Below are 23623 nucleotides of genomic sequence, written 5' to 3' on the forward strand. Positions count from 1 at the left end.
AAGCGCATCTTTCATCAGGGAGTGGTGAACAATGAAGAACGACTTGCCCGAGGTCGCCGCGCTGCAAGCGCTGCTTGGCGATCAGCGTCATGCGTATTTGCGCGCGCCGTATCCGTCGTGGGAAACGCGCGCGGCGCATCTGCAAGCGCTGCGCAAAGTGCTGCTCGATAATCGCGACGCGCTCGCCGACGCGATGAGCGCCGACTTCGGCAATCGTGCGAAACAGGAAGTGCTGCTTGCGGAATTCCTGCTGGTGAAAGAGGAAATCGACGCGGCCCTGCGCCACGGCAAACGGTGGATGAAAGCGCAGCGCCGCCGCACCAACAAATGGCTGCTGCCGGCCCGCGCGAAAGTGGTGCCGCAGCCGCTTGGCGTGGTCGGCATCATCGTGCCGTGGAATTATCCGGTGCTGCTTGCCGCCGGGCCGCTCATCAGCGCGCTCACCGCCGGCAATCGCGCGATCGTCAAGATGTCCGAACTAACGCCGCGCACGTCCGCGTTGTTCGAGCAGTTGATCGGCCAGACCTTCGCGCGCGATCACGTCGCGGTCGTCAACGGCGATGCCGCGCTCGCCGCTGCGTTCAGCGCGCAGCCCTTCGATCATCTGCTGTTCACGGGATCGACGAAAATCGGCCACGAGGTGATGCGCGCCGCCGCCGAGCATCTGACGCCGGTCACGCTCGAACTCGGCGGCAAATCGCCGGCGATCATCGGCGCGCACGCGCGTTTCGAGAATGCCGTGGATAACCTCATCGCCGGTAAGACGCTCAATGCCGGGCAGACCTGCGTCGCGCCAGACTACGTGCTCGTGCCGCGCGGCAAGGAGCAGACTTTCATCGAGCGGGCGCGCGTGCGGATGGCGAAGATGTACCCCGGCTTCACGCACAACCCGGATTACACGTCGATTATTTCGCCGCGCCACTTCGAGCGGCTCGAGCGTCTCGCGGACGAAGCCGAGGCCGCCGGCGCGCAGTTGCATCCGCTCACCGACAGCGCGCCGGATGCTGCGAGCCGCCGCTTTCCGCCTGTCGCCGTGACGAATGCGCCCGCCGATTGCGAGTTGATGCGAGAGGAAATTTTCGGGCCGCTGCTGCCGATCGTCGCGTATGACACGCTCGACGACGCAATCGCGTGGATAAACGCACGGCCGCGCCCGCTCGCGCTTTATCTGTATGCGGACGACGCCGCGACCATCGAGCGCGTCACGCACGAAACCATCGCGGGCGGCATGGCGATCAACGAAACGCTGATGCATCTGGCGTGCGAAAGCCTGCCGTTCGGCGGCGTGGGAGCCAGCGGAATGGGCGCTTATCACGGCTACGAAGGCTTCGTGACGTTTTCGAAGATGAAGCCGGTGTTGACGCAGGCGCGTCTGAACGCGCGCGGATGGATCGCGCCACCTTACGGCAAGCGCGTCAATGCGCTGTTGAGGTTGATGATGCGGTTTTGATTGCGGCTCGCTGCATGGTTGCGTGGTGGCGCGGTTACGCCGAAGCTCACCGCCCGTCACCCGCACCATCGATGTCGACCGCGACAACGTCGGTGACATCCTCCACACCGCTCTTCGCGCTGCCCGACGCGGCCTGCGGCGGCTCGCGCTCCGCTCCGCTTTCCAGCCGATGCAGCCACGCCAGCAATTCGGCGACCGCCTGATAAAGCTGCGGCGGAATGCGCGCGTCGAGGTCCACCTGCATCAGCAGCGAGACCATTTCGGGCGCTTCATGCACGTACAGCCCGGCTTCCTTCGCGCGCTGCACGATCATGTCGGCAAGCATGCCGTAGCCCTTCGCGATCACGCGCGGCGCGGGATCGCCGCCGTTGGCGTCGTAGACGAGCGCAGCCGCGCTGCGGCGATGTTTGCGGCTCATCACATGTCCCAGTCGAAATCGTCGGGCGGCGCGCGCCGGCTTTTTTCCGCCGCCGCGTTTGCCCCCGCATTCCCCGCCGCCGACGAAGCCCCAGCACCCGCGCCCGCCGAGGCCGATCGCGCATACGCCGACGCCGCTGCCTGAGCGGCCGCCGCAGCGCTCGCCGTCGCCGCGCCCGTCGCGGGCGCGCCGCCGCCGATCTCGCGAATCGTCAACCCGTGCAACTGGATGCCCGCCGCCGCGAGCCGCTGACGAAAGCCCTCGCCCTGCATCGCAAGCCGCGCCGCGCCGCCCGGACTTGCCTGCACGCGCGCGACGAGGCGCATGCCGGTCAAGGTCAGTTCGGCGTCGACGGTGCCGAGCGTCGGCAGCGACAGCGTCAGCCGCGTGCGCCACGGCTGGTCCTCTTCGCTGGCCGTGCCGCCGCCGCTGCGGTCCCACTCGTCGCCGTCCTGTTCGATGGTCCAGTCGAGCTTCGCACCGGGCCATGCTTCGCCGGTCCAGCGGAACTGGCCGGTCGCAAGCAGATCGAGCTGCTGACGCACAAGCGGCACCGTCGCCGGATGAACCGCGGCGGCTTGCGCCGTCTGCTGCGGGCTGCCGTCCGCCGCCGCCGACGCGGCGTTGTGCAAACCGGCATGCGTCGATTGACCGTTCAGGTCGGACAGCGAACTCGCGAGCACTTCACCGGCGGCGAAACGCGCGGCGTGCGCCGTGTCGATCGACGGCATCGCGCGGCCGGCGCTCGTGCCGGCATTCGCATTGGCCGGGTTCGCGGAATTCGCGAAATTGCCCGCGTTCGGCGTCGCACCGTCAGCCGCCCCGTTCGGCGCCGCGCCCATGCCCGGCTTGGCACCGGCACCGGCACCGGCACCGGCACCGGCACCGGCACCAGCAGCCGCGGACGACGCATCGCCGGCAGCGCTTCCCCAGTTCAACGGCAATTGCGCCGACGCCGCCACGAGCTTGTTCTGCGCCTCGCCGGCGAGCGTCTCCGGCGAGCGCTGGCCGCTCAGCCATTGGGCGAGATGCGCTTCGTAGAAGAGACCGCTATCGCCGACCGTCTGCGCGAGCGCGGCCGCGAGCGCCGCAACGGGCACTTGCGCCGCCGCGACATTGGCCGTGGCCGCCGACGCAGCGGCGTTCGAAGCGAGATTGGGAGCAGCAGGCGCGTCGAAAAGCGGCAAGGCGCCGACTTCGACGTCGAGCGCGGGAGCGGCGGGCCAGATCGGCGTCTGGCCGACAATCGCCGGAGTCGCCTCGCCGCCCGAACGCACGATCGCGTTGAGCGTGAGCGCGACAGCGGACAAGGCCGTTTGCGCCGATGGCTGCGGCGGCGCGGGCGGGGCGAGCGGAGCCGAAGTGGTCGGCGCGGTCTCGACGTCCGGCGCGCCGGTTTGCGTGGTGGCGGCGCTGCCGGGACCAATGTTCAGCAGGCTGTCGACGCGGGTCGCGAGCAGCGATGCGAGGGCCGTGTCGATTCCGTTCATGCCGATTCCTTGGTCACATTGGCGGCAGCGCGCTCAAATTCGTTCAGTCAGGCGCCTCGCGGCTGCATCGCGGCTAGATCGCGGCCACCGTCAGCGCGCGCCGTAAAGCTCCTTCAGCACCCGCGACGGCCGTCCGCCGAACAACGCCGACAGCTTCGCGAGGCTCGGATTGGCGAGGTCGCGGATCGCGGCGTCGTCGGCGAGAATCTGGCGGATCAGCGCGTACTTGCGCAGGCGCTCCGTCTCGTCGAGCTTGACGCCCGTCTCCGCCTCTTTCAGCGCGTCCACGAGTTGCCGGTATTCTTCCTGCAAGTGCACCAGGTCGTTCCACAGGGCGCGTCGGGCAGCCATCAGCATGCGGCAGGACAACGCTGCGATGGCCTCGTAGCGGGCAAAATATTCTGCGTTCGATGTCATCTCATGCTTTCCGCGGCCGGCTGAGCAGCCATCCGCGCTATCTCCGGGGCAATCCCGATCCATGCCTCTTCGAGCGTCGCCAGTAGACCGTCGACCTCGACCAGCATTGCCTCGCTCGCTTTTATATTGGCTTCCAGCAGCCGGCGCGACATATAGCCATATAACGCGTTCAACCGCTGCGCAATCTCGCCGCCCACCTCAAGGTTGAGCGACTGCTGCAGCCCGCTTTCGACGATCTGAATCGCCTTGCCGATCGCCTCTCCACGACCGGCGACATTGCCCTGCTGCACGTGCATCCGTGCTTGCGCGATAGCCTGCCTGGCTCCCTGATACAGCATCACGATCAGACGATGCGGACTCGCGCCCATCACCCCTGTCTCGACGCCCACGCGTGCGTACGCATTGGCTCCAGAGTGTCCTGGGGAAAACATCGGCGCTCCTCCTCAATTGCAACTACGGTTGGTCGTGGCAGCCCATCGGGATGCGTCGCCGCGTCCCGGATTCATGCCTGTATCTGGTTATCGGATACGCAGCGAGAAAGCTTTAGGCCGGTGTAAGGAGGATTAAGGGGTCAGGCCGCGCGTGCTCGCGCATGCTCAGGCGAGCGGCGCGGCGCATGCAGCAGGTTGCGGCCGTGGCGGGCGGAACATTCTTGCCGCCGCGGCCGCCAGCGTTCAGACCTGCATCTGCATGATGTCGTTGTAGGCGGACACCAGCTTGTTGCGCACCTGCAGGCCGAACTGGAAGCCGACGTTGGCCTTCTGCATGTCGACCATCACGTCGTTTAGCGACACGTTCGACGCGCCGAGCTCGAACGCCTGCGATTCGCCGATCGCCTTGGTCTGATCGCCGCTGATCTTGTCCAGCGAGGCCTTGAGCGCCGACGCAAAGCCGCCGGCCGTGGCCGCGCCGGACTCCCCTGCGGCCGAAGCGCCGGCCGCCGCGGTGCTGCCGCCGGTCGCCTGCGCAGCCATCGAATGCAACTGTTGCAGCGCCGACGAAATCGCGTTCACGGGCAAAGTCATGTTCTCTCCAGTAATGACGAGCGGCACGACCAAACCGTACCGATCTGGACGAAAGCATAGCAGCGGGCTTTACGGGAAAGCCCCGAAACTAGGGGGGAAACCCGGCTCTATTCAAGCAATCGGGCGCGTCTGCCGTGCGGATAATTTCAGTCGTGAAAGTCTCTGTCCATACTCCCGCCGGCTCTCGGCGCGACATAGCGGCAGAACGCAAAGGCATCCCGGAGAAACCCGACGCATGGATTCGTCAGCCAACTCTTTGATCAACCCCGACGCCCGCATGGGCCTCGCCGGCGCGCAGCCCGGCGCGGCGGCGGCGGGCGCCGGCCAGCCCAGCGGCAATGCAGACCTGGGCGGCCTCGGTGGCGGCCTCGGCGGCAATTTTGGTCAGCGCCTGTCCGGTCTCGCGCAGATGCGCGGCAACCCGCGCGCGCCGCTCATCTTCGCGGTCGCGCTGCTCGTCGCCATCGTGGCGGGCCTGTTCCTCTGGTCGCGCGCGCCGGACTACAAGGTGCTCTACAGCAACCTGTCCGACCGCGACGGCGGCGCCATCATCACGGCGCTCCAGCAGGCGAACATTCCGTACAAGTTCTCCGAGGCCGGCGGCGCGATCCTCGTGCCGTCCGAGCAGGTGCATGAGATGCGCCTGCGCCTTGCATCGCAGGGATTGCCGAAGAGCGGCTCGGTCGGGTTCGAACTGATGGACAACCAGAAGTTCGGCATCAGCCAGTTCGCCGAGCAGATCAACTATCAGCGCGCGCTCGAAGGCGAGCTGGAACGCACGATCGAATCGGTTTCGTCGGTGAAGTCGGCCCGCGTGCATCTGGCGATTCCGAAGCCATCCGTGTTCGTGCGCGACAAGGAAGCGCCATCGGCGTCGGTGCTCGTCAATCTGTATCCGGGCCGCGCGCTCGACGAAGGTCAGGTGCTTGCGATCACGCATATGGTGTCGTCGGCGGTGCCGGAAATGCCGGTCAAGGGCGTGACCATTCTCGACCAGGACGGCAATCTGCTGACGCAGCCGTCGGTGGGCGGCGGGCTCGACGCGTCGCAACTGAAGTATCGCCAGCAGATCGAGCGCAGCACGCAGCAGCGCATCGACGCGATCCTCGCGCCGCTGTTCGGCTCCGGTAATGCGCATTCGCAGGTGAGCGCCGACATCGACTTCTCGCGCAGCGAACAGACTTCGGAAAACTACGGCCCGAACGGCAATCCGCAACAGGCCGCGATTCGCAGCCAGCAATCGAGCACCGCAACCGAAATGTCGCAAGGCGGCGCCTCGGGCGTGCCGGGCGCGCTGTCGAACCAGCCGCCGCAGCCGGCATCCGCGCCGATCAATGCGCCCGCCGGCGCAAGCGGCGGTGTGACGACGACGCCGGTCAGCGACCGCAAGGACATGACGACCAACTACGAGCTCGACAAGACCGTGCGTCACCTCGAGCAGCCGATGGGCGGCATCAAGCGTCTGTCGGTGGCGGTGGTGGTCAACTATCTGCGCGTGGTCGACGCCAAGGGTCACGCGACGATGCAGCCGGTCACCGCCGACAAGCTCGCGCAAGTGAACCAGCTCGTGAAGGACGCGATGGGCTTCGACGCGCAGCGCGGCGACTCGGTCAACGTGGTCAACAGCCCGTTCACCACCGCGCTCGACCCGAACGCCGACCTGCCGTGGTGGCGCACGCCGGACATGCTGGCGCTGTACAAGCAGATCGCGACGTATCTTGGCATCGGCGCAGTGGCCCTGTTCCTGTACTTCGTGATGGTGAAGCCGGCGCTGCGCCGCGCGTTCCCGCCGCCGGAGCCGGTCGTCGCCGCAGCGCTGCCGTCGCCGGACGAGCCGATCCTGCTCGACGGCATTCCGGCCGCCGAGCGGGCCGGCAACGCCGCGCTCGAAATGGACAACGGCGACGCAGAGCTGCAGGCGCTGGAAAACGCGAAACACAAATATGAGAGGAACCTGGAGTTCGCACGCAGCATCGCGCGCCAGGATCCGAAGATCGTTGCAACTGTCGTCAAGAATTGGGTGACCGATGAGCGCTGAAGGCGTAATGAAGAGCGCGCTTCTGCTGATGTCGATCGGCGAAGAAGAAGCCGCGCAGGTATTCAAGTTTCTCGGACCGCGCGAAGTCCAGAAGATCGGCGTCGCGATGGCCGCCATGAAGGCCGTGACCCGCGAGGAGATCGACGTCGTGCTGCACGAGTTCGTGCGCGAGGCGGAGAAGCACACCGGCATGTCGCTCGACTCGAACGAGTACATCCGTTCGGTGCTGACGAAGGCGCTCGGCGACGACAAGGCCGGCGCGATCATCGACCGCATTCTGCAAGGCAGCGATACCAGCGGTATCGAGGGCCTGAAGTGGATGGATTCGCCGGCGGTCGCGGAGCTGATCAAGAACGAGCATCCGCAGATCATCGCGACAATCCTCGTTCACCTGGACCGCGATCAGGCTTCGGAAATCGTCGCGTGCTTCACGGAGCGTCTGCGTAACGACGTGCTGTTGCGAATCGCGACGCTCGACGGCATTCAGCCGGCCGCGCTGCGCGAACTCGACGATGTGCTCACGCACCTGCTGTCGGGCAGCGACAACCTCAAGCGCAGCCCGATGGGCGGCATTCGCACGGCGGCGGAAATCCTCAACTTCATGTCGAGCAATCACGAGGAAGGCGTCATCGAGAACGTCCGCCAGTACGACGCGGAACTCGCGCAGAAGATCGTTGATCAGATGTTCGTGTTCGAGAACCTGCTCGACCTGGAAGACCGCGCGATCCAGTTGCTGCTGAAGGAAGTCGAGTCCGAAGCGCTGATCATCTCGCTGAAGGGCGCGGCGCCCGCGCTGCGTCAGAAGTTCCTGTCGAACATGTCGCAGCGCGCAGCCGAACTGCTCGCCGAAGACCTCGACGCGCGCGGCCCGGTCCGTGTCTCCGAAGTCGAGACGCAACAGCGCCGCATCCTGCAAATCGTGCGCAATCTGGCGGAAAGCGGTCAGATTGTGATTGGCGGCAAGGCGGAAGATGCATATGTCTAATCGCAACTCCGCGGCGAAGGCGACCCTCTCGGCCTACCAGCGCTGGGAGATGGCCTCGTTCGATCCGGTGCCGCCCGCGCCGCCGAATTCCGAGGCCGACGAAGCCGCGTTCGAAGCCGAACTCGAGCGCCTGCGCGAAGCCGCGCACGCGCAGGGCATCGCCTCTGGCCACGTGGCCGGTCAGGCGCTCGGCTACCAGGCGGGTTACGAGCAAGGCCACGCGCAGGGTTTCGAGCAAGGCCGAAGCGAAGCACGCGAGGAAGCGGCGCGGCTTGCCGCACTCGCCGAAACGTTCAAGGCCGCGCTCGACGGCGCACAAGGCGCGATCTCGGAGACGCTCGTCTCGCTCGCGCTCGACATCGCGCAACAGGTGGTGCGCCAGCATGTGCAGCATGACCCGACCGCGCTGATCGCCGCCGCGCGCGAAGTGCTCGCCGCCGAACCGGCGTTGACGGGCGCACCCGCGCTGATCGTGAGTCCCGCCGATCTGCCCGTGGTCGAAGCGTATCTGATGGAAGAATTGCAAACGCGCGGCTGGACCGTGCGCACCGACCCCGCCGTGGAGCGCGGCGGCTGCCGCGCGCAGGCCGCGAGCGGCGAAGTCGATGCCGGCATCGATACACGCTGGGAACGCGTCGCCGCGGCGCTCGGCAAAGTGAGTACATGGTGAAGCCGACGCTCGAGGAAATCCGCGCAAGCGACCTGACGCCGCTCGAACGCGAGCTGGCGCTGGCGTCGTTCGGTGCGGAGGCGCTTGCCGAAACGTCGTTTGCGGACGCCGCTCCTGACGCCGCGGTGTTCCCTCAAGCGACTGAAGACGCGGCTGCTGCCAATCACGCGCATCCGCTGAGGGGCGCGGCCGCGAGCCGCGAGTCGGCACCGGATGCAGCAGGTCTCGCGCGCGCCGCCTCGAAAGCAACGGCTGCCGCGCCCTACGATCCCGCGCTCGACAGCAATCCGCACATGCAAGCGTGGCGCGGTCGGCTCGACGCGCTGCGCGCGCGCAACGCGATCGCCAAGCCGATGCGCGCATGCGGGCGCCTCACGCGCGCCGCGGGTCTCGTGCTTGAAGCAGTCGGGCTGCGCCTCTCGGTGGGCGCCGAAGTGATGATCGAACTGCCACTCGGCAGTTCGCTGCCGATGGCCGAAGCCGAAGTGGTCGGCTTCTCCGGCGACAAACTCTTTCTGATGCCGACCACCGAAGTGATCGGCCTGCTGCCCGGCGCGCGTGTCTATCCGCTGGAGAGCGCGCCGATTGCCGATCCGATGGCGGGCGCGAAGCGTCTGCCGGTCGGCTGGGAATTGCTCGGCCGCGTGCTCGATGCGTCCGGCCGTCCGCTCGACGGACTCGGCCCGCTCGGCGCGCACGCCGATGCGCCGCTGTCCGCGCCGGTGATCAATCCGTTGAATCGTGAGCCGATCCATAAAGTGCTCGACGTCGGCGTGCGCGCGATCAATGCGCTGCTGACCGTCGGACGCGGGCAGCGCATGGGCCTCTTCGCGGGTTCGGGCGTCGGTAAATCGGTGCTGCTCGGCACGATGGCGCGCTATACCAGCGCCGAAGTGATCGTGATCGGCCTGATCGGCGAACGCGGCCGCGAAGTGAAGGAATTCATCGAACAGATTCTCGGCGAGGAAGGTCTCGCGCGCTCCGTCGTGATCGCCGCGCCTGCGGACGTTTCGCCGCTCCTGCGGATGCAGGCCGCCGCGTATTCGACGTCGCTCGCCGAATATTTCCGCGACCAAGGCAAGCATGTGCTGCTGCTGATGGATTCGCTGACCCGTTACGCAATGGCGCAGCGCGAGATCGCGCTCGCCGTGGGCGAGCCGCCCGCCACCAAGGGCTATCCGCCTTCGGTGTTCGCGAAGCTGCCGGCGCTCGTCGAACGAACCGGCAACGGGCCGGCGGGCGGCGGCTCGATCACCGCGTTCTATACCGTGCTGACCGAAGGCGACGACCAGCAGGACCCGATCGCCGATTCCGCGCGCGCGATTCTCGACGGCCATATCGTGCTGTCGCGCTCGCTCGCGGAAGCCGGCCACTATCCGGCGATCGACATCGAAGCGTCGATTAGCCGGGCAATGACCGCGCTGATCGACGATAACCATCTGGACAAAACGCGTATGTTCAAGCAGATGCTGTCGCGCTATCAGCGCAACCGCGATCTGATCAACGTCGGCGCTTATTCGAGCGGGCGCGACGCGCTGCTCGACCGCGCGATCGCGCTGTATCCGCGGATGGAAGCCTTCCTGCAACAGGGCTTTCGCGAGTGCGCGAACTTCGAACCGAGTATCGAGATGCTGGACGCGCTGTTTGCCCAAGGAGCCTGACGATGGCGAAACACTTTCCGATCAAGACGCTGATTGGCCTCGCGCAGGACGATGTCGACGCCGCCGCTCAACGTCTTGGCCGCGCGCAGCGCGAGCGCAACGACGTCGAGGCGCAGCTGAACGCCCTCGTGCAGTACCGCGACGAATACCACGCGCGTTTCACGGCGACCGCGCAAGCGGGGATGCCCGCCGGCAACATGCGCAATTTCCAGGCGTTCATCGACACACTCGACGCGGCCATCGAGCAGCAGCGCAACCTGCTCGTGACCGCGAACGCGCGAGTCGAGGCAGCCAAGCCCGACTGGCAGCGTCAGAAGCAGAAGCTCGGCTCGTACGAAGTGCTGCAGGCGCGCGGCGAAGCCGCCGAGGCGAAGGTCGTGGCGCGGCGCGATCAGCGCGACGCCGACGAACACGCGGCACGAATCCTGAGGATGCGCGCGGAAGGCGCCTGACGCCCGCGCCGCCTCGACACTGACTCGACACCGTACCCTTTGACGGATTGACAGGACACTTATGTCGTTTCTTTCACAGATCGGCTCGCTGCTCGGCTCGACCGGCAGCGGCTCCACCAGTAAGCCCAGCAATGCGGCGGCGCTTGCCGCTGCTAGCGCGAAGCCGTTTTCGCAAACGCTGCAGCAGAACATTGATTTGCAGAACAGTGCGGCTTCAAGTGCGGCTGCAAGTGCGGCCGCACATAGCGCTGCAAGCGTGAAGGCCACCGTGCCGCAGCCCTCTTCCGCGGACATCTCGCAGGGCTCGAGCGTGCACGACGCGCCGCCGCCGGACGATTCCACGACGAAGAGCGCCGACGACGCAAAGAGCGACAGCAAGGACAGCAGCGCGACCGACGCGGCATCGTCCGCGGCGTCGGCGGACAAGCCGCAGCAGGCATCGACGGACAAGAACGGCGACACGCCGCCGAAGCCGGCCAATGCCGCGAGCGCAAACGATGCGGGCGCCGCAGCCGCTGCCGCTGCCGCTCAGGCGCAGGCGCAAGCCCAGGCCGACGCGAGCGCCGCCGATCCGGCCGGCGTCAATCTGGCGGCATCGACGAACGCGGACCCGACCGCAACCGGCGCGGCCACCGACACCGCGCCTGCCGGCACGCCCGGCAAGAAGGCGCCGACCGATCCGAAATCGCTGCAGGACTCGTTGCAGGCCGCGCTCGCGGCGCTGGCGAACGGCCAGGCTGTGGCTCCGTCGCAGGCTCTCGCGAGCGGCGCGGCAGCCGCCGCGGCGGCGAACGGTCTGGCGAGCGCGAACGCTTCGCTGAACGACACGACGAGCAAGACGCTGGAAGCCGGGTCGTCCGGCGGCGGCAAGGGCTCGGCCGGGGCGCGCGGCGCATTGGGGACGGCGGCGAACGGTACGACCGTCGCCGATCCGACGGCGGCGGCATCGGCGGCTGCGGCGGGCGCGTTGACATCGACGGGAGCGGCAGGCGCGCAGACAGACGACCTGGCATCGTTCAAGAATGCCGCCGACGCGGCGACGGCCGCGCTGGCCGCGAGCCAGGCGGCCGCGAGCGCCGCAAGCACGACGGCGGCCGTGCAAACGACGGGCACCGCGAGCGCGGCGGCCGCGGCGAATGCATTGGGACCGCAGGTCGGCACGACCGACTGGGAGGAGGCGTTGAGCCAGAAGGTGGTGTTCCTGTCGAATGCGCATTCGCAGAGCGCCGAGCTGACGTTGAATCCGAAGGATCTTGGGCCTTTGCAGGTTGTATTGCAGGTCGCCGATAACCATGCGCATGCGTTGTTTGTTTCGCAGCATCAGCAGGTGCGGGAGGCGGTTGAGGCCGCTTTGCCGAAGCTGCGCGAGGCTATGGAGGCGAATGGGATTGGGCTCGGCAGCGCGAGTGTCAGTGATGGGTTTGGGCGGCAGGGTGGGCAGCAGCAGCAAAGTGCCAGTTCTGGCGGGGGGCGCTCCGCGCGGGGTTTTGGGGGTGAGGCTGGGGCCGCCGGGGCCGGGGTGGTTGTGGCTGCTGGTGATGCCGGTGGGCGGCGTAGTGTTGGGCTTGTGGATACGTTTGCTTGAGCTTTTGCTTTGCCGGGGGCGCTGTTTTTTACCCCTTTGGCCTTTCCTTGATTTCGCGGTGGTCTATTTCGCGTTGCCCCTGTGCGGGGCGGCACTCACTTTCTTTGCCGCCGCGAAGAAAGTAAGCAAAGAAAGCGGGCTCACACCGGTGGGTTATAAGTGGGTCGCACTGGCTTTCTTTGGCCTTTCCTTGATTTCGCTGTGGTCTATTGGCGTTGCCCCTGTGCGGGGCGGCACTCACTTTCTTTGCCGCCGCAAAGAAAGTAAGCAAAGAAAGCGGGCTCACACCGCCAGCTTGTAGATGGCTCCTCCGGTTCGGAGTGGGCAGTGGTGCGCCTTACATCCGTGTCCTCGCGCATTCGACGTTAGTGACAAGGCAGTCATTCTTCCGGCGACGCTTCGCGCGCCGCAGCGGTCGTTCCCAAAACCATCGCGCGTTCGGCCGTGTCGCGGGCCGCGAGTCGTCGCGAGGGTTCTGCGGTTTCCCGCGCCGCGAACCATCGCGGCATCTCACGCGTTTCTGCGTTCCACCGCCGCCTCGCCAAATGCTCGATTGGAACGCAGGCACTTAAGGTTTCGGCCAGGGCAAAACGATCACCCCCCGACGGCGCGTCGCCGAGGCGAAGCCGATGGCCCTCACCGCGCAAAAACGCAAGCGGGCGGTATAAGCGAACCCTTCCGGCGAGCACGCAGTGCGAGGCGGGAAGCATGACGGCCTTGTCACGAGCGCCGAATGCGCGAGGGCACGGATGTAAGACGCGCCACTGCCCGCTCCGAACCGGAGGAGTCACCTACAAGCTGGCGGTGTGAGCCCGCTTTCTTTGCTTACTTTCTTTGCGGCGGCAAAGAAAGTGAGTGCCGCCCCGCACAGGGGCAACACCAATAGACCACCATGAAATCAAGGAAAGGCCAAAGGGGTTAACAAAAAACCCCCAACCCCCATCCAGACCAACAAAAAACCAAAGCCGGCCCGCAGGGCCCAAAAACCAGAGATAGCCCGCATTAACCCTTCTGTTCGACCCATCGCGCCGCAGGCAAATCAACAACAATCACTATCACCAGCACTAACGGCAAGCACAGCAAAACTCATGGCTACCACTCCCGCAAATCAGCAAGTCGCGCCCGCTTCCCCGGGCCCCATGAAACGCATCATCCTGATCGCCCTCATCGCTGTCGTCGCCGCGGGCGCGACCGGCGCAGGCGTGTGGTTCTTCATGTCGAAGCGCGCTCCGGCCGCCGCCACGGCAGCCGCGCCGGCGCCCGCTCCGGCACCCACGTTTTTCCCGCTCGAATCGATGACGGTCAATCTCCAGTCGGACGACGGCCAGCAGCACTTCCTGCGCATCGGCCTCACGCTCAAGCTCACCGATCCGAAGACGACGCCGGAGCTCACCGAGCACATGCCGGAAATCCGCAGCCGCATCCTGCTCGCGCTGTCGAACCATCATCCCGATGAACTGGCGCCGCTCGAAGGCAAGCACGCGCTCGCCACCGAACTGCGCACGCTGATCGAGCAGCCGACCGACAAGGGCGCGGCGCCGATCCACGTCCAGGACGTGCTGTTCACCGAATTCGTCGTGCAGTGACGCGCTTGCGCACTGCCATCATCCAACGTCACGGTATGCACGAGGAATAAGGAATGGGCCACGAAGAGTTCATGTCCCAGGAGGAGGTCGATGCCCTCCTCAAAGGCGTAACCGGCGAGTCCGACTCTGAAGCCGAGCAAAGCGAGCGTGTAGGCGTACGTCCCTACAACATCGCGACGCAGGAACGGATCGTCCGCGGCCGGATGCCCGGCCTCGAAATCATTAACGACCGCTTCGCGCGACTCTTGCGCGTCGGCATCTTCAACTTCATGCGGCGTTCGGCGGAAATCTCCGTCGGTCCGGTGAAGGTGCAGAAGTACAGCGAGTTCACCCGCAACCTGCCGATCCCGACCAACCTGAACCTGGTCCACATCAAGCCGTTGCGCGGCACGTCGCTGTTCGTGTTCGACCCGAACCTGGTGTTCTTCGTGGTCGACAATCTGTTCGGCGGCGACGGGCGTTTCCACACTCGAGTGGAAGGCCGCGATTTCACGCAGACCGAGCAGCGCATCATCATGAAGCTGCTCAACCTGACGTTCGAACACTACGCGGCGTCGTGGAAAAGCGTGCGTCCGCTGCAGTTCGAATACATGCGCTCGGAAATGCACACGCAGTTCGCGAACGTCGCGACGCCGAACGAAATCGTCATCGTCACGCAGTTCTCGATCGAGTTCGGCACGACGGGCGGCACGCTGCACATCTGCATGCCGTACTCGATGATCGAACCGATCCGCGACATCCTGTCGTCGCCGATCCAGGGCGAGGCGCTCGAAGTCGACCGCCGCTGGGTCCGCGTGCTGTCGCAGCAGGTGCAGGCGGCGGAAGTCGAACTGACCGCCGACCTCGCGCAGGTGCCGATCACGTTCGAACAGATCCTGAACATGCGCAAAGGCGATGTTCTGCCGATCAACATCCCCGAGCACATCACGGCGAAAGTCGACGGTGTGCCGGTGATGGAATGCGGCTACGGAATTTTCAATGGTCAATACGCGTTGCGCGTGCAGAAGATGATCAGCGCAGCCGACACGATGAAGGAAGGTGGATATGAGTGATCTGAACGCAAAGCCCGAGGAAGCGCTGAGCGCCGCCGCGGCGCAGGTTGCCGCCGACGCGGCGAGCGCCGAGGACGAAGCGGCGCTCGCCGACTGGGCAAGCGCGCTCGCCGAGCAGAACGACAACACTAGCGAAATCAGCGCGACCACGGCCGGCGTGTTCCAGCCGCTGTCGAAAGTGGCGCCGACCACGACGCGCAACGACATCGACATGATTCTGGATATTCCCGTCCAGATGACCGTCGAACTCGGCCGCACCAAGCTCGCGATCCGCAACCTGCTGCAACTCGCGCAAGGTTCGGTCGTGGAACTGGACGGCATGGCCGGCGAGCCGATGGACGTGCTCGTCAACGGCTGCCTGATCGCGCAAGGTGAAGTCGTGGTGGTGAACGACAAGTTCGGTATTCGCCTGACCGACATCATCACGCCGTCAGAACGTATCCGGAAGTTGAATCGATGAAACCGGCAGTCGTTTGCGCCGTGTTGCCTGTGTCGCGTCGCGTATCCAGCCTGGCAATGCGCGCGGTGCTGTCGGCAACGGCCTGCTTCGGCGCGCTCTGCGCTCCGCTCGCCGCGCACGCGGCCGACATGAACGCGGTCAACAACGCAGCGAAGATGGCGTCGACGGTCGGCGCGGGCACTGCGGTTCCGGCGCTCGGCGTCGGCGCGGTATTGCAAACGATCGTCGGCCTCGTGGTCGTGATCGGTCTGGTGTTCGGCTGCGCGTGGCTCGCACGCCGCTTCGGCTTGCAGCCGGGCAGCCGCAGCGGTCTCGTGAAAACGGTCGGCGGCGCATCGCTCGGCGGCAAGGAGCGCGTCGCGGTCGTCGAGATCGGCGATACGTGGCTCGTACTCGGCGCGGCGCCGGGCAACGTGCGTCTGCTTCATACGATGCCGGCCGGCTCGGTCGCGATCGATACGGTCGGCAACGCGCAAGCGGGCACGCCGGGCGGAACAGGCAGCACCGGCAGCACGGGCGCGAGCGGCACCACATTGTCTGGCAGCTTCGGCCAGCGCTTTCGCGACGCCTTGAAAGGCGAAGTGAGCAAACGTTTCAACGGGCAAGGCAACGGGGTTCGGTAATGCAGTTCAGTCTTCAATCGGCGCAGAGCGCGCCATCCTCGCGCAATTCGCACACGTCGATGACCTCCCGCGCCGCCCGCGCAGCAGTTCGCGGCTTGCGCGTCGCAGCACCCGTCGCGTTGCCCGTGGTTTTGCCCACGATAATGCTCGCGCTGCCGACGCTTTCGTTCGCGCAAACCGCCGGCTTGCCGGCCTTCAACACAAGTCCTGGTCCGAACGGCGGCACCACGTATTCGCTGAGCGTGCAGACGATGCTGCTGCTCACGATGCTGTCGTTCCTGCCCGCGATGGTGCTGATGATGACGAGTTTCACGCGCATCATCATCGTGTTATCGCTGCTGCGCCAGGCGCTCGGCACGACAACCACGCCGCCTAACCAGGTGCTGGTCGGCCTCGCGCTCTTTCTCACGCTGTTCGTGATGTCGCCGGTGCTCGACAAGGCTTATACCGACGGCTACAAGCCCTTCTCCGAAGGCACCGTGCCGATGGAAACGGCCGTGAGCCGCGGCCTCGCGCCGTTCAAGACGTTCATGCTGCGTCAGACGCGCGAAAGCGATCTCGCACTGTTCGCACGCATCTCGCACGCGGCGCCGATGCAAGGTCCCGAAGATGTGCCGCTGTCGCTGCTGGTGCCGTCGTTTGTCACGAGCGAACTGAAGACCGGTTTCCAGATCGGCTTCACGATCTTCATTCCGTTTCTCATCATCGACATGGTGGTGGCGAGCGTGCTGATGTCGATGGGCATGATGATGGTGTCGCCCGCGACGATTTCGCTGCCGTTCAAGCTGATGCTGTTCGTGCTCGTCGACGGCTGGCAATTGCTGCTCGGCTCGCTCGCGCAAAGTTTTGTTTAAACAACGCGCGCTCGCGTTGTTGTTGTTCACGTCCCTTACGTTGTCGATGCTTCCGGTTGAATCGCCATGAATTCAGAATCCGTCATGACACTTGCGCACCAGGCCATGTATGTCGGCCTGCTGCTTGCCGCGCCGCTTCTGCTCGTCGCGTTGGTGGTCGGTCTCGTGGTGAGCCTGTTCCAGGCCGCCACGCAGATCAATGAATCGACGCTGTCGTTCATTCCGAAACTGCTCGCGATCGCGGTCACGATGGTGATCGCCGGTCCGTGGATGCTCACCACGATGCTCGACTATCTGCGCCAGACTCTCACCAACATTCCGACGCTCGTCAACTGAGCGCCGCGTTGTCCTTCCTGCATCGAGCTACGACGCCGCCATGTTTTCCGTCACCTACGCGCAACTGAACGCCTGGCTCACCGCGTTTCTGTGGCCGTTCGTGCGCATTCTCGCGCTGGTCGCAACCGCGCCGGTGCTCGGCAACCGCTCGCTGCCGCTGCGCGTGAAGATCGGCCTGGCGGCTTTCGTCACGATCATCGTCGCGCCGACGCTCGGCGCGTTGCCGCAAGTCACGGTGTTTTCCGCCGAGGGCGTGTGGATCATCGTCAACCAGTTCCTGATCGGCATCGCGCTCGGCATGACGATGCAGATCGTGTTTCAGGCGATCAGCGCAACGGGCGACTTCGTCGGCCTCGGCATGGGGCTCGGCTTCGCCACCTTCTTCGATGCGCAAGCGAGCAGTTCGAGCCAGGTGCTGTCGACCTACATGTACACGATCGCGATGCTGGTGTTCCTCGTGATCGACGGTCATCTGCAGATGATCAGCGCGCTGCTGGCTACTTTCAATACGCTGCCCGTGTCGGCGAATATTCTTGGCTCGCCTGGCTGGCGCACGCTCGCCAACTTCGGCAGCACGATTTTCTCGGCGGGGCTTCTGCTGTCGTTGCCGGTGGTCGCGGCGCTCCTCATCACCAACCTCGCGCTCGGCATCCTGAACCGCGCGGCGCCGCAAATCGGTGTATTCCAGATCGGCTTTCCGCTCACCATGCTGATCGGTATGCTGCTTCTGCAACTGATGACCCCGAACATGATTCCGTTCTTTGCGCGCCTCTTCACGGTGGGCATCGACCAGATGGGACGCGTCGCGCTGGGTTTCCGATAAGCCGGCGTTTTTGCGGCAACGAACGTCAAAAGCGGCACGTCAAAACAACGCGCGAAAAACAGAAAGGGCGGAACCGGCTCACACCGGTTCCGCCCTTCTTCATTTGAGCGGCTCGCCGCCCGCGCGATCAGTTCAGGTACTGGAACAACGACAAGTTCTGAATCTTCACGAACGCCTGCTGTGCCGCTTGCAACGCGTTCTGCGCCAGCGTGTATTTGCCGACGGTCTTGATCATGTCCGTCTGCGTCAGATCCGACAGGTTGCTCGCCGTTTGCAGCGTATTGTTTTGCGTCACCTTCTGCAGCGCCTGCACTTCCTGCGAGCGTCCGCCCACGGTCGCCGTCGCGGTCACGACGTTGTTGATCGTGTTCTCGAGCTGCGTCATGCTGGTGACGAGCGCGCTCTGGTAGCTCGCCGTCGACGCACCGCCCGAGATCGGCGATTGCAGCGTGCTGATCAACTGGCTCAGGTTCGCGAACACGTCCATGCTGCCTTGCGTGGCCGGCGTGACGGAGAAGCTGTCGCCCGCATTCGGCGCGCCGCTGATCGTCACCGACTGGCCGCCGAGCGTGATCGCCGAGCCTGCGGTGAAGGCTTGCGGGCCGCTCGTCGTGACCGCGCCGGTCGCCGGATCGGTCTGGCTGACGGTGTAAGTCGTCGACGACGAAAAGTTGATCGAGTACGTGTTGTTGTTCGTCGGATCGGTCGGGTTATTGAGGCTCACCGTGCCGATGACGCCCGTGCCCGTGTTAGCCGCGGCCCCCGCCGGAACCGAACTCGTGCCGATGGGCGCGACGCTGCTGAAGATCGAAGTGCCGTTGTCCGAGGTCTGCACGAGGTGCGAGTCGGTGATCTGCACGGCCGGGATGCCGGTGTCGCCCGAATAGGTGACCACGCCGGCCGAATTCGTGTTGTACGGCTGCGCGCTGCTTTGATAACCGGCGAACAGGTAGTTGCCCTGCGGATCGGTTGCGTTGGCGAGCGTCATCAACTGGCTGCGCAAGCTTTGCAGTTCCGTTGCGATGGAGCCGCGGTCGCCGTTGTTCAGCGCACCGTCGCCGGCGTTCAGCACGAGCGTGTGGACTTTTTGCAGCACGTCGGTCACGCTGCCGAGCGTCGTCGATTCGAGTTGCAGCGATGCGAGCGCCGTGTTCTGGTTGCTCGTGTACTGCGCGAGGGTGGTCGCCGTCGAGCTCAATTGCACGGCCTGCGCCGCGCCGAGCGGATTGTCCGACGGCGTGGAAAGGCTCACGCCGCTCGAGATCTGCGCGTAAAGCTGCGACAACTGAGCTTGCTGATCGCTCATCGTCGCGACGTTCATAGTGAAGTACTGCGTGCTGGAGATGCGCATGTTCAACGCCTCACTGGAAGATGCCGAGCAGCGTCTGGAACAGGGTCTGCGCGGTCTGAATGACTTTGCTGTTCGCCTGATAGAGCTGCTGATACTGAAGCAGATTGGCTGCTTCCTCGTTGATATTGACGCCCGACACCGACTGCTGCGCGGTGGTGATTTGCGTCACGAGCGAAGCCTGCGCCGTGCTCGAAGTCTGAATCTGGTTCGTCTGGTTGCCGATGTCGTTGACGTAGTTTGCATACGCGCCCGTCAGCGTGACCGTGCCGCCGTTCATCGATTTCGCCGTGGACAGGTTCGACAGCGCAAGCGCGTTGCGGCCGTCGTTGTTCGCACCGCTGTTCGGGCCGATGGTGAACTTGTCGCCGGCAGAAGGCACGCCGCTGATCGTCACCGAGACCTTGTCCATCTGGCCGGCCGTCGTGTTGTTGATCGTGAGACTCGCGCCGGTCGCCGACGAATACGGCACGACGGTCGTCGCGCTCGTGATCGGATAGGTTGTTGCCGGTGAACCGGCAACCGTCACCGTCGAGCCGACCGGGAAGCCGGTGAGGCCCGTGCCGTTGTAGGTGAGCGTGGTGGTCGAACTCGGCATCGTGTAGCCGGCCGTGACCGTGCCTTGCGAGATCGCGCCGGTGCCGGTGTTGGTCGACGCGGCCGAGCCCAGAACCGGCGATGCGGCTGCGATTGCGGAGCCGTCCGTGGTCACGGTCGCGAAGCTGTTCAACGCGCCGCGGGTCGGTTCGACCGTGAACGAATCGCCGGGATTCATCGTGCCGGTGGTCGAAAAGTTCAGGCCGTTGATCGGCTGGCTCAGGTTCGCCGCGGAGCCGACCACGGTGCCCGTCGAATTGTCGGTCAGCGTGTAGCCGGTGCCGTTGTAAGCGAGCGTGTAGTCGCCGGTGGTCGGCTGCGCGGGGTTCGCGAACGACACGTTGAGCGACGCATTGCCGGTGTTCTGCGTGTTCGCATAGACGGTCGGGCCGCCGACGGAGAACAGCGCGCCGCCCTGCACGCCCGCGAGCGTAATGCCGAGCGCGTTCTGCGCGTTGACCTGCGACGCAAAGCTGACGGCGATCGCGCCGAGTTGCGCTTCCGCCGGATCGAGCGTCTGGCTGCGGAACGCGAGGAGACCGCCGAGCGTGCCGCCGTCAATCTTGCTGTCCGGCAGAATTTGCGGCGCCGCGGCCGGATTCGCGCCCGCCTGGCCGAGGTACTGCACGGACAGTTCGCTCGAATCGCCCGTCGAAGGCGCGGTGCCCAGGTTGAAGCTGTTGCCGCCCGACACGAGCGGCTGGCCGTTGCTCATGAACACGCCGTAGCTGCCGTTGCTGTTGACGACCTGCACGCCGATCAGTTGCGACAGATTCGACACGGCGAGGTCGCGCTGATCCAGCAACTGGTTCGGCGGCTGGCCTTGCGTGCTCGCAGCGGAAATCTGGCCGTTCAATTGCGCGATCTGCTGCGTGTAGCTATTGATCTGCGAAACCGTGTTGCTCAACTGCGTGTTGACGCTTTCGCGCAGCGCATCGTATTGCTGGCCGGCGGCGTTAATCTGGTTCGCGAGCGTTTGCGCGCCGCTCATCGCCGTCTGGCGCGTGGCGAGGCTCGAAGCATTGTTCGAGACGTTCTGCATGCCCGTGAAATAACCCGTGATCGCACTGGCAAGGCCGGCAGTCGGGCTGCCGACCAGATTGTTCAGTTGCGAGATCAACGAGTTGTAGGTGGCCAGAGAGCTGCTGGACGACTGCGCGTTGTTGAGCTGCGTCGTCAGATACTGGCTGTATTGACGCGTGACGGTGACGGTCGAGACGCCCTGCGGCAGGAAGCCCGAACCCGTGTACTGGCCGCCCGTTTCCGCGAAGACCGGCGTTTCAATGGTGTAGCCCGGCGTCGACGCGTTGCTGATGTTCTGGCCGGTCGTCGTGAGTCCCCACTGGGCTGCGTTCAGTCCACTGAGGCCGAGATTGATGAGATTGGACATGCGTCATCCTGAAGGGCGACACCGTACACATGCCGCCGCGTTACTTGAACAGACTGTTTAACGGCTTTTGCGACGGAAAATTGAGGCCATTCACGACGCTTGTGAGACTTTGATTCAACGTTGATGCAACGTTTGCGAGGCCGATGCGGCGCGGGCCTGCATACACCCCGTGCGCTTCGCTTCTGCTTCGCCTCTGCTCCCGCCCGTTCGTTAGCGAACGAGCGAGCGGCGCTTCATTTCGAGTTGCGTGATGAGACGCTGCAGCGTGTTTTCCGCGCTGCCCGGCAGCGTCAGAAAACGGAAGCCGAGCTGGTAACGCTGCGTGCCGTTAGGCAGCGCGAGCGACCGATGCGACACGAGCTGCAGATCGAGCGACAGACGCCCCAATGAGCCGAGCACCAGTTCGCAGTCGTCCAGACGCGTGCCCATGGGCAATTCCGCCACACGTTCGTCGGCGGTGCGCATGCCGACGCCGCCGAGCGACAGGTCGTGCACTTCGAAGCGGAACGAATCGCCTTCCGGCAGACGGCCGGTGCATACATACGGATCGAGAATCGGTGCGTCGACGCGGAAATACTCGCGGCGTTGCACATAGAACAGCACTTCCGGAAAGTCGGCTTCGAATGCGGGCAGTCCTTCGAAACGCGTTTCGCGCGGCGTGCCTGTGCCGAACTCCATGCGCACGCCCTCGGGCGCCGCGTGAAACTGGCAGCTCGCGGCGGCGAGCAGGCCGCGGTTCTGATCCGACAACGCGCCCCAGTCGAACGTGAAGGTGCGCCCGCGCACATCGACGTCGAGCAGGCGCGTGACCAGTTGGCCGCCCGCGTATTGCACGGTGAGGAAGTCGCCCCGATTGACGAGATTGCGCAATTGAACGCCGATTTCCAGCGGATTACGACGGCCGAAATCGTGGGCGCTGTCGTCTAACGGAACGTGCGGCTGCATCTGCGTGTCGGTTTGGCCGTTCGACTGATTGGTTTCCATGGGCTTGCCGGTATGCATGTTCTTGCGGGCACGTGCCAGAGCTCCTGCCGGGGCTTTCGGGCGGTCTTTTTCATGCGGACCGCGGCACGCGCATTCAACCGGACATTGACGCTTCCGGTATGGGCTCTAACGGATTAGCGGCAGTATCCCGCTAAAATTTAGGGGCGCCCAATGAATTATTTAGAATCGCTTCGCGCAAACGTTAAAGCTCGGGTAACTCGCCGATAACGCGTCGGTAAATCGTCGGCCGTTTTTTAACCACATTTATTGGCCGCGCCGGTTTTCACACCCGGTTTCGCGGGTAGACCGGCTGCCGTCCGGAGCCGGCCTCTTCCGTCTTGTCACGCGCGTGGCCCCGTCGCATGCTCTCTTCAACCCATCTTGTCCATAATCGACATCAGTTTTTTCGCGTAATGCGGATCGGTGGCATAACCGGCGCGCTGCATGCCGTTGGCAAAACCCTTTACGTCATGCGCGGAATTGATGACCTGCGCGTAACGCGGATTACCCTTGAGCAGGCTCGCGTAATCGGTCATGGCTTCCTGATACGAGTCATACGCGCGGAATTTCTCGACCACGCGCTGCGGCTTGCCGTGCACATACTCGGTGGTGAGCGTGGAAACCGTCTTGCCGGTCCAGTCCTTCGTCGCCTTGATGCCGAACACGTTGTGGCTCGTCGTGCCGTCCGCCTTCTTGATCTCGCTCTTGCCCCAGCCGGATTCGAGTGCGGCCTGGCCGATGATGAAGCGCGCCGGAATGCCGGTCGCGGCACTTGCCGCCTGCGCCGGACCCGCGAGCTTGTCGACGAAAGCGTCGACCTTCGGCGAGCTGCCGTCGCCCTTTAACGGCGGCGTGAGCGCGCTGTTGGCCGAGTAGCCCTTGCCCATCGCGAGCTGACCGTTCGCCTGCGCATTGCCGTATGCCTTGGCGAGCGCGTTGAGCGCCGCGGTCTGGCCTTCGTCGCCGCCGCTGCCGCCGCCGAGCGCGTTGGCCATGCCGGCAAGGCCGCCTGCGCCATTGGCTCCATTGGCGCCGCTTACCTGCATGCCCTGGTTGCGCATCAACTGCTTGAGCATCGCGTCGGCCACGCCGATTCCCTTCTGCGACAGATGCTGCGACAACTGCTGGTCCATCATCGACGTGAAGGTGGCCGTGTCGTGCGAGTCGAACGGGCCGTCCTGCGGCGTCGCATCCCGCATGCTCTTGAGCATCATCTGCGTGAAGACCGCGTCGAACTGCTGCGCGGCCACTTTCATGCCGGCTTGCGGCGATGCTTTCGCCTGCGCGCTCAGCTTCGCGAAACCCTGCACGTCGAGCGCGAAGCGCTGGCTGAGATCGTTCGCCGCCGCGGCGGAATTGGTCGTATCCGAATTCATCTG

23 protein-coding genes are annotated in these 23623 nt (G+C 65.0%); 14 read left to right on the forward strand and 9 right to left on the reverse strand.

Features of this window, described 5'->3' with window-relative positions:
* Positions 1–31 precede the first annotated feature (31 nt).
* On the forward strand, positions 32–1450 hold the full coding sequence (locus CUJ91_RS17085) for a coniferyl aldehyde dehydrogenase (protein ID WP_114156552.1): 1419 nt from the start codon (positions 32–34) through the stop codon (positions 1448–1450).
* A gap of 46 nt (positions 1451–1496) precedes the next feature.
* On the opposite strand, the gene CUJ91_RS17090 is transcribed toward CUJ91_RS17085, so the two are convergent.
* The 5 genes from CUJ91_RS17090 to fliE form a co-directional block, all read right to left on the reverse strand.
* Entirely contained in the window at positions 1497–1868 is a 372-nt protein-coding gene (locus CUJ91_RS17090; RefSeq protein ID WP_006052541.1) for an EscU/YscU/HrcU family type III secretion system export apparatus switch protein, read from the reverse strand.
* Positions 1868–3358 carry a flagellar hook-length control protein FliK gene (fliK, locus tag CUJ91_RS17095; RefSeq protein ID WP_114156553.1) on the reverse strand — a complete coding sequence of 497 codons (1491 nt, stop codon included), beginning with the start codon at positions 3356–3358 and terminating at the stop codon, positions 1868–1870. Before fliK ends, CUJ91_RS17090 begins: the two co-directional genes overlap by 1 nt.
* A gap of 90 nt (positions 3359–3448) precedes the next feature.
* On the reverse strand, positions 3449–3775 hold the full coding sequence (locus tag CUJ91_RS17100; protein WP_006053248.1) for a flagellar protein FliT: 327 nt from the start codon (positions 3773–3775) through the stop codon (positions 3449–3451).
* Complete coding sequence (gene fliS / locus CUJ91_RS17105; protein WP_006053247.1) at positions 3772–4206, reverse strand: flagellar export chaperone FliS; 435 nt, start codon at positions 4204–4206, stop codon at positions 3772–3774. The genes CUJ91_RS17100 and fliS overlap by 4 nt, the downstream gene beginning before the upstream one ends.
* Positions 4207–4449: 243 nt before the next feature.
* On the reverse strand, positions 4450–4800 hold the full coding sequence (gene fliE, locus CUJ91_RS17110; RefSeq protein WP_053858865.1) for a flagellar hook-basal body complex protein FliE: 351 nt from the start codon (positions 4798–4800) through the stop codon (positions 4450–4452).
* Between the two features lie 235 nt (positions 4801–5035).
* On the opposite strand from fliE, the gene fliF reads away from it, so the two are divergent.
* The 13 genes from fliF to fliR all read left to right on the forward strand — a co-directional run bounded on the left by fliF (position 5036) and on the right by fliR (position 17925).
* Entirely contained in the window at positions 5036–6838 is a 1803-nt protein-coding gene (fliF, locus tag CUJ91_RS17115; RefSeq protein WP_006053245.1) for a flagellar basal-body MS-ring/collar protein FliF, read from the forward strand.
* Positions 6828–7823 carry a flagellar motor switch protein FliG gene (gene fliG, locus CUJ91_RS17120; protein WP_006053244.1) on the forward strand — a complete coding sequence of 332 codons (996 nt, stop codon included), beginning with the start codon at positions 6828–6830 and terminating at the stop codon, positions 7821–7823. The genes fliF and fliG overlap by 11 nt, the downstream gene beginning before the upstream one ends.
* Complete coding sequence (gene fliH, locus CUJ91_RS17125) at positions 7810–8493, forward strand: flagellar assembly protein FliH (RefSeq protein WP_171800253.1); 684 nt, start codon at positions 7810–7812, stop codon at positions 8491–8493. The genes fliG and fliH overlap by 14 nt, the downstream gene beginning before the upstream one ends.
* The gene (fliI, locus tag CUJ91_RS17130; RefSeq protein WP_114156554.1) at positions 8487–10154 is read left to right on the forward strand and encodes a flagellar protein export ATPase FliI; all 1668 of its coding nucleotides are present in this window, start codon (positions 8487–8489) and stop codon (positions 10152–10154) included. The genes fliH and fliI overlap by 7 nt, the downstream gene beginning before the upstream one ends.
* Positions 10155–10156: 2 nt before the next feature.
* On the forward strand, positions 10157–10606 hold the full coding sequence (fliJ, locus tag CUJ91_RS17135; RefSeq protein ID WP_006053241.1) for a flagellar export protein FliJ: 450 nt from the start codon (positions 10157–10159) through the stop codon (positions 10604–10606).
* Between the two features lie 61 nt (positions 10607–10667).
* Entirely contained in the window at positions 10668–12191 is a 1524-nt protein-coding gene (locus CUJ91_RS17140) for a flagellar hook-length control protein FliK (protein WP_114156555.1), read from the forward strand.
* A gap of 1088 nt (positions 12192–13279) precedes the next feature.
* Entirely contained in the window at positions 13280–13777 is a 498-nt protein-coding gene (fliL, locus tag CUJ91_RS17150) for a flagellar basal body-associated protein FliL (protein ID WP_006050938.1), read from the forward strand.
* Between the two features lie 53 nt (positions 13778–13830).
* Entirely contained in the window at positions 13831–14829 is a 999-nt protein-coding gene (gene fliM, locus CUJ91_RS17155; RefSeq protein WP_006050937.1) for a flagellar motor switch protein FliM, read from the forward strand.
* On the forward strand, positions 14822–15289 hold the full coding sequence (gene fliN, locus CUJ91_RS17160) for a flagellar motor switch protein FliN (RefSeq protein WP_006050936.1): 468 nt from the start codon (positions 14822–14824) through the stop codon (positions 15287–15289). The genes fliM and fliN overlap by 8 nt, the downstream gene beginning before the upstream one ends.
* A complete protein-coding gene (fliO, locus tag CUJ91_RS17165; protein WP_171800251.1) occupies positions 15286–15912 on the forward strand; it encodes a flagellar biosynthetic protein FliO in 627 nt (208 codons plus the stop codon). The genes fliN and fliO overlap by 4 nt, the downstream gene beginning before the upstream one ends.
* A 143-nt stretch (positions 15913–16055) precedes the next feature.
* Positions 16056–16766 (forward strand): flagellar type III secretion system pore protein FliP, encoded by a 711-nt coding sequence (fliP, locus tag CUJ91_RS17170; protein WP_374710157.1) that lies wholly within the window; start codon positions 16056–16058, stop codon positions 16764–16766.
* Between the two features lie 66 nt (positions 16767–16832).
* Positions 16833–17102: a flagellar biosynthesis protein FliQ gene (fliQ, locus tag CUJ91_RS17175; protein ID WP_013340831.1), complete on the forward strand. Its 270-nt coding sequence runs from the start codon at positions 16833–16835 to the stop codon at positions 17100–17102.
* A gap of 40 nt (positions 17103–17142) precedes the next feature.
* Positions 17143–17925, forward strand: a complete 783-nt coding sequence (gene fliR, locus CUJ91_RS17180; RefSeq protein ID WP_006050932.1) for a flagellar biosynthetic protein FliR — start codon at positions 17143–17145, stop codon at positions 17923–17925.
* A 127-nt stretch (positions 17926–18052) separates the two neighbouring features.
* Here the strand turns inward: fliR and flgL are convergent, their stop codons facing one another.
* The 4 genes from flgL to flgJ all read right to left on the reverse strand — a co-directional run bounded on the left by flgL (position 18053) and on the right by flgJ (position 23620).
* Positions 18053–19276: a flagellar hook-associated protein FlgL gene (flgL, locus tag CUJ91_RS17185; protein ID WP_053858870.1), complete on the reverse strand. Its 1224-nt coding sequence runs from the start codon at positions 19274–19276 to the stop codon at positions 18053–18055.
* A 10-nt stretch (positions 19277–19286) separates the two neighbouring features.
* A complete protein-coding gene (gene flgK, locus CUJ91_RS17190) occupies positions 19287–21260 on the reverse strand; it encodes a flagellar hook-associated protein FlgK (RefSeq protein ID WP_006050930.1) in 1974 nt (657 codons plus the stop codon).
* A 210-nt stretch (positions 21261–21470) separates the two neighbouring features.
* The gene (locus CUJ91_RS17195) at positions 21471–22244 is read right to left on the reverse strand and encodes a flagellar brake protein (protein ID WP_029970940.1); all 774 of its coding nucleotides are present in this window, start codon (positions 22242–22244) and stop codon (positions 21471–21473) included.
* 371 nt (positions 22245–22615) lie between these two features.
* Positions 22616–23620, reverse strand: a complete 1005-nt coding sequence (flgJ, locus tag CUJ91_RS17200; RefSeq protein WP_107709963.1) for a flagellar assembly peptidoglycan hydrolase FlgJ — start codon at positions 23618–23620, stop codon at positions 22616–22618.
* Positions 23621–23623 lie beyond the last annotated feature (3 nt).

Source organism: Paraburkholderia graminis (genome assembly GCF_003330785.1).
Classification (GTDB): Bacteria; Pseudomonadota; Gammaproteobacteria; order Burkholderiales; family Burkholderiaceae; genus Paraburkholderia; species Paraburkholderia graminis.

Coding starts and splice junctions, on each gene's coding strand:
- CUJ91_RS17090 (WP_006052541.1), bottom strand. CDS start 1,868: ATGAGCCGCAAACATCGCCGCAGCGCGGCTGCGCTCGTCTACGACGCC.
- fliN (WP_006050936.1), top strand. CDS start 14,822: ATGAGTGATCTGAACGCAAAGCCCGAGGAAGCGCTGAGCGCCGCCGCG.
- fliE (WP_053858865.1), bottom strand. CDS start 4,800: ATGACTTTGCCCGTGAACGCGATTTCGTCGGCGCTGCAACAGTTGCAT.
- CUJ91_RS17195 (WP_029970940.1), bottom strand. CDS start 22,244: ATGGAAACCAATCAGTCGAACGGCCAAACCGACACGCAGATGCAGCCG.
- fliJ (WP_006053241.1), top strand. CDS start 10,157: ATGGCGAAACACTTTCCGATCAAGACGCTGATTGGCCTCGCGCAGGAC.
- fliK (WP_114156553.1), bottom strand. CDS start 3,358: ATGAACGGAATCGACACGGCCCTCGCATCGCTGCTCGCGACCCGCGTC.
- fliL (WP_006050938.1), top strand. CDS start 13,280: ATGGCTACCACTCCCGCAAATCAGCAAGTCGCGCCCGCTTCCCCGGGC.
- flgJ (WP_107709963.1), bottom strand. CDS start 23,620: ATGAATTCGGATACGACCAATTCCGCCGCGGCGGCGAACGATCTCAGC.
- fliO (WP_171800251.1), top strand. CDS start 15,286: ATGAAACCGGCAGTCGTTTGCGCCGTGTTGCCTGTGTCGCGTCGCGTA.
- CUJ91_RS17100 (WP_006053248.1), bottom strand. CDS start 3,775: ATGACATCGAACGCAGAATATTTTGCCCGCTACGAGGCCATCGCAGCG.
- fliF (WP_006053245.1), top strand. CDS start 5,036: ATGGATTCGTCAGCCAACTCTTTGATCAACCCCGACGCCCGCATGGGC.
- fliS (WP_006053247.1), bottom strand. CDS start 4,206: ATGTTTTCCCCAGGACACTCTGGAGCCAATGCGTACGCACGCGTGGGC.
- fliM (WP_006050937.1), top strand. CDS start 13,831: ATGGGCCACGAAGAGTTCATGTCCCAGGAGGAGGTCGATGCCCTCCTC.
- fliP (WP_374710157.1), top strand. CDS start 16,056: ATGCTCGCGCTGCCGACGCTTTCGTTCGCGCAAACCGCCGGCTTGCCG.
- CUJ91_RS17140 (WP_114156555.1), top strand. CDS start 10,668: ATGTCGTTTCTTTCACAGATCGGCTCGCTGCTCGGCTCGACCGGCAGC.
- fliH (WP_171800253.1), top strand. CDS start 7,810: ATGCATATGTCTAATCGCAACTCCGCGGCGAAGGCGACCCTCTCGGCC.
- CUJ91_RS17085 (WP_114156552.1), top strand. CDS start 32: ATGAAGAACGACTTGCCCGAGGTCGCCGCGCTGCAAGCGCTGCTTGGC.
- fliI (WP_114156554.1), top strand. CDS start 8,487: ATGGTGAAGCCGACGCTCGAGGAAATCCGCGCAAGCGACCTGACGCCG.
- fliR (WP_006050932.1), top strand. CDS start 17,143: ATGTTTTCCGTCACCTACGCGCAACTGAACGCCTGGCTCACCGCGTTT.
- flgK (WP_006050930.1), bottom strand. CDS start 21,260: ATGTCCAATCTCATCAATCTCGGCCTCAGTGGACTGAACGCAGCCCAG.
- flgL (WP_053858870.1), bottom strand. CDS start 19,276: ATGCGCATCTCCAGCACGCAGTACTTCACTATGAACGTCGCGACGATG.
- fliG (WP_006053244.1), top strand. CDS start 6,828: ATGAGCGCTGAAGGCGTAATGAAGAGCGCGCTTCTGCTGATGTCGATC.
- fliQ (WP_013340831.1), top strand. CDS start 16,833: ATGAATTCAGAATCCGTCATGACACTTGCGCACCAGGCCATGTATGTC.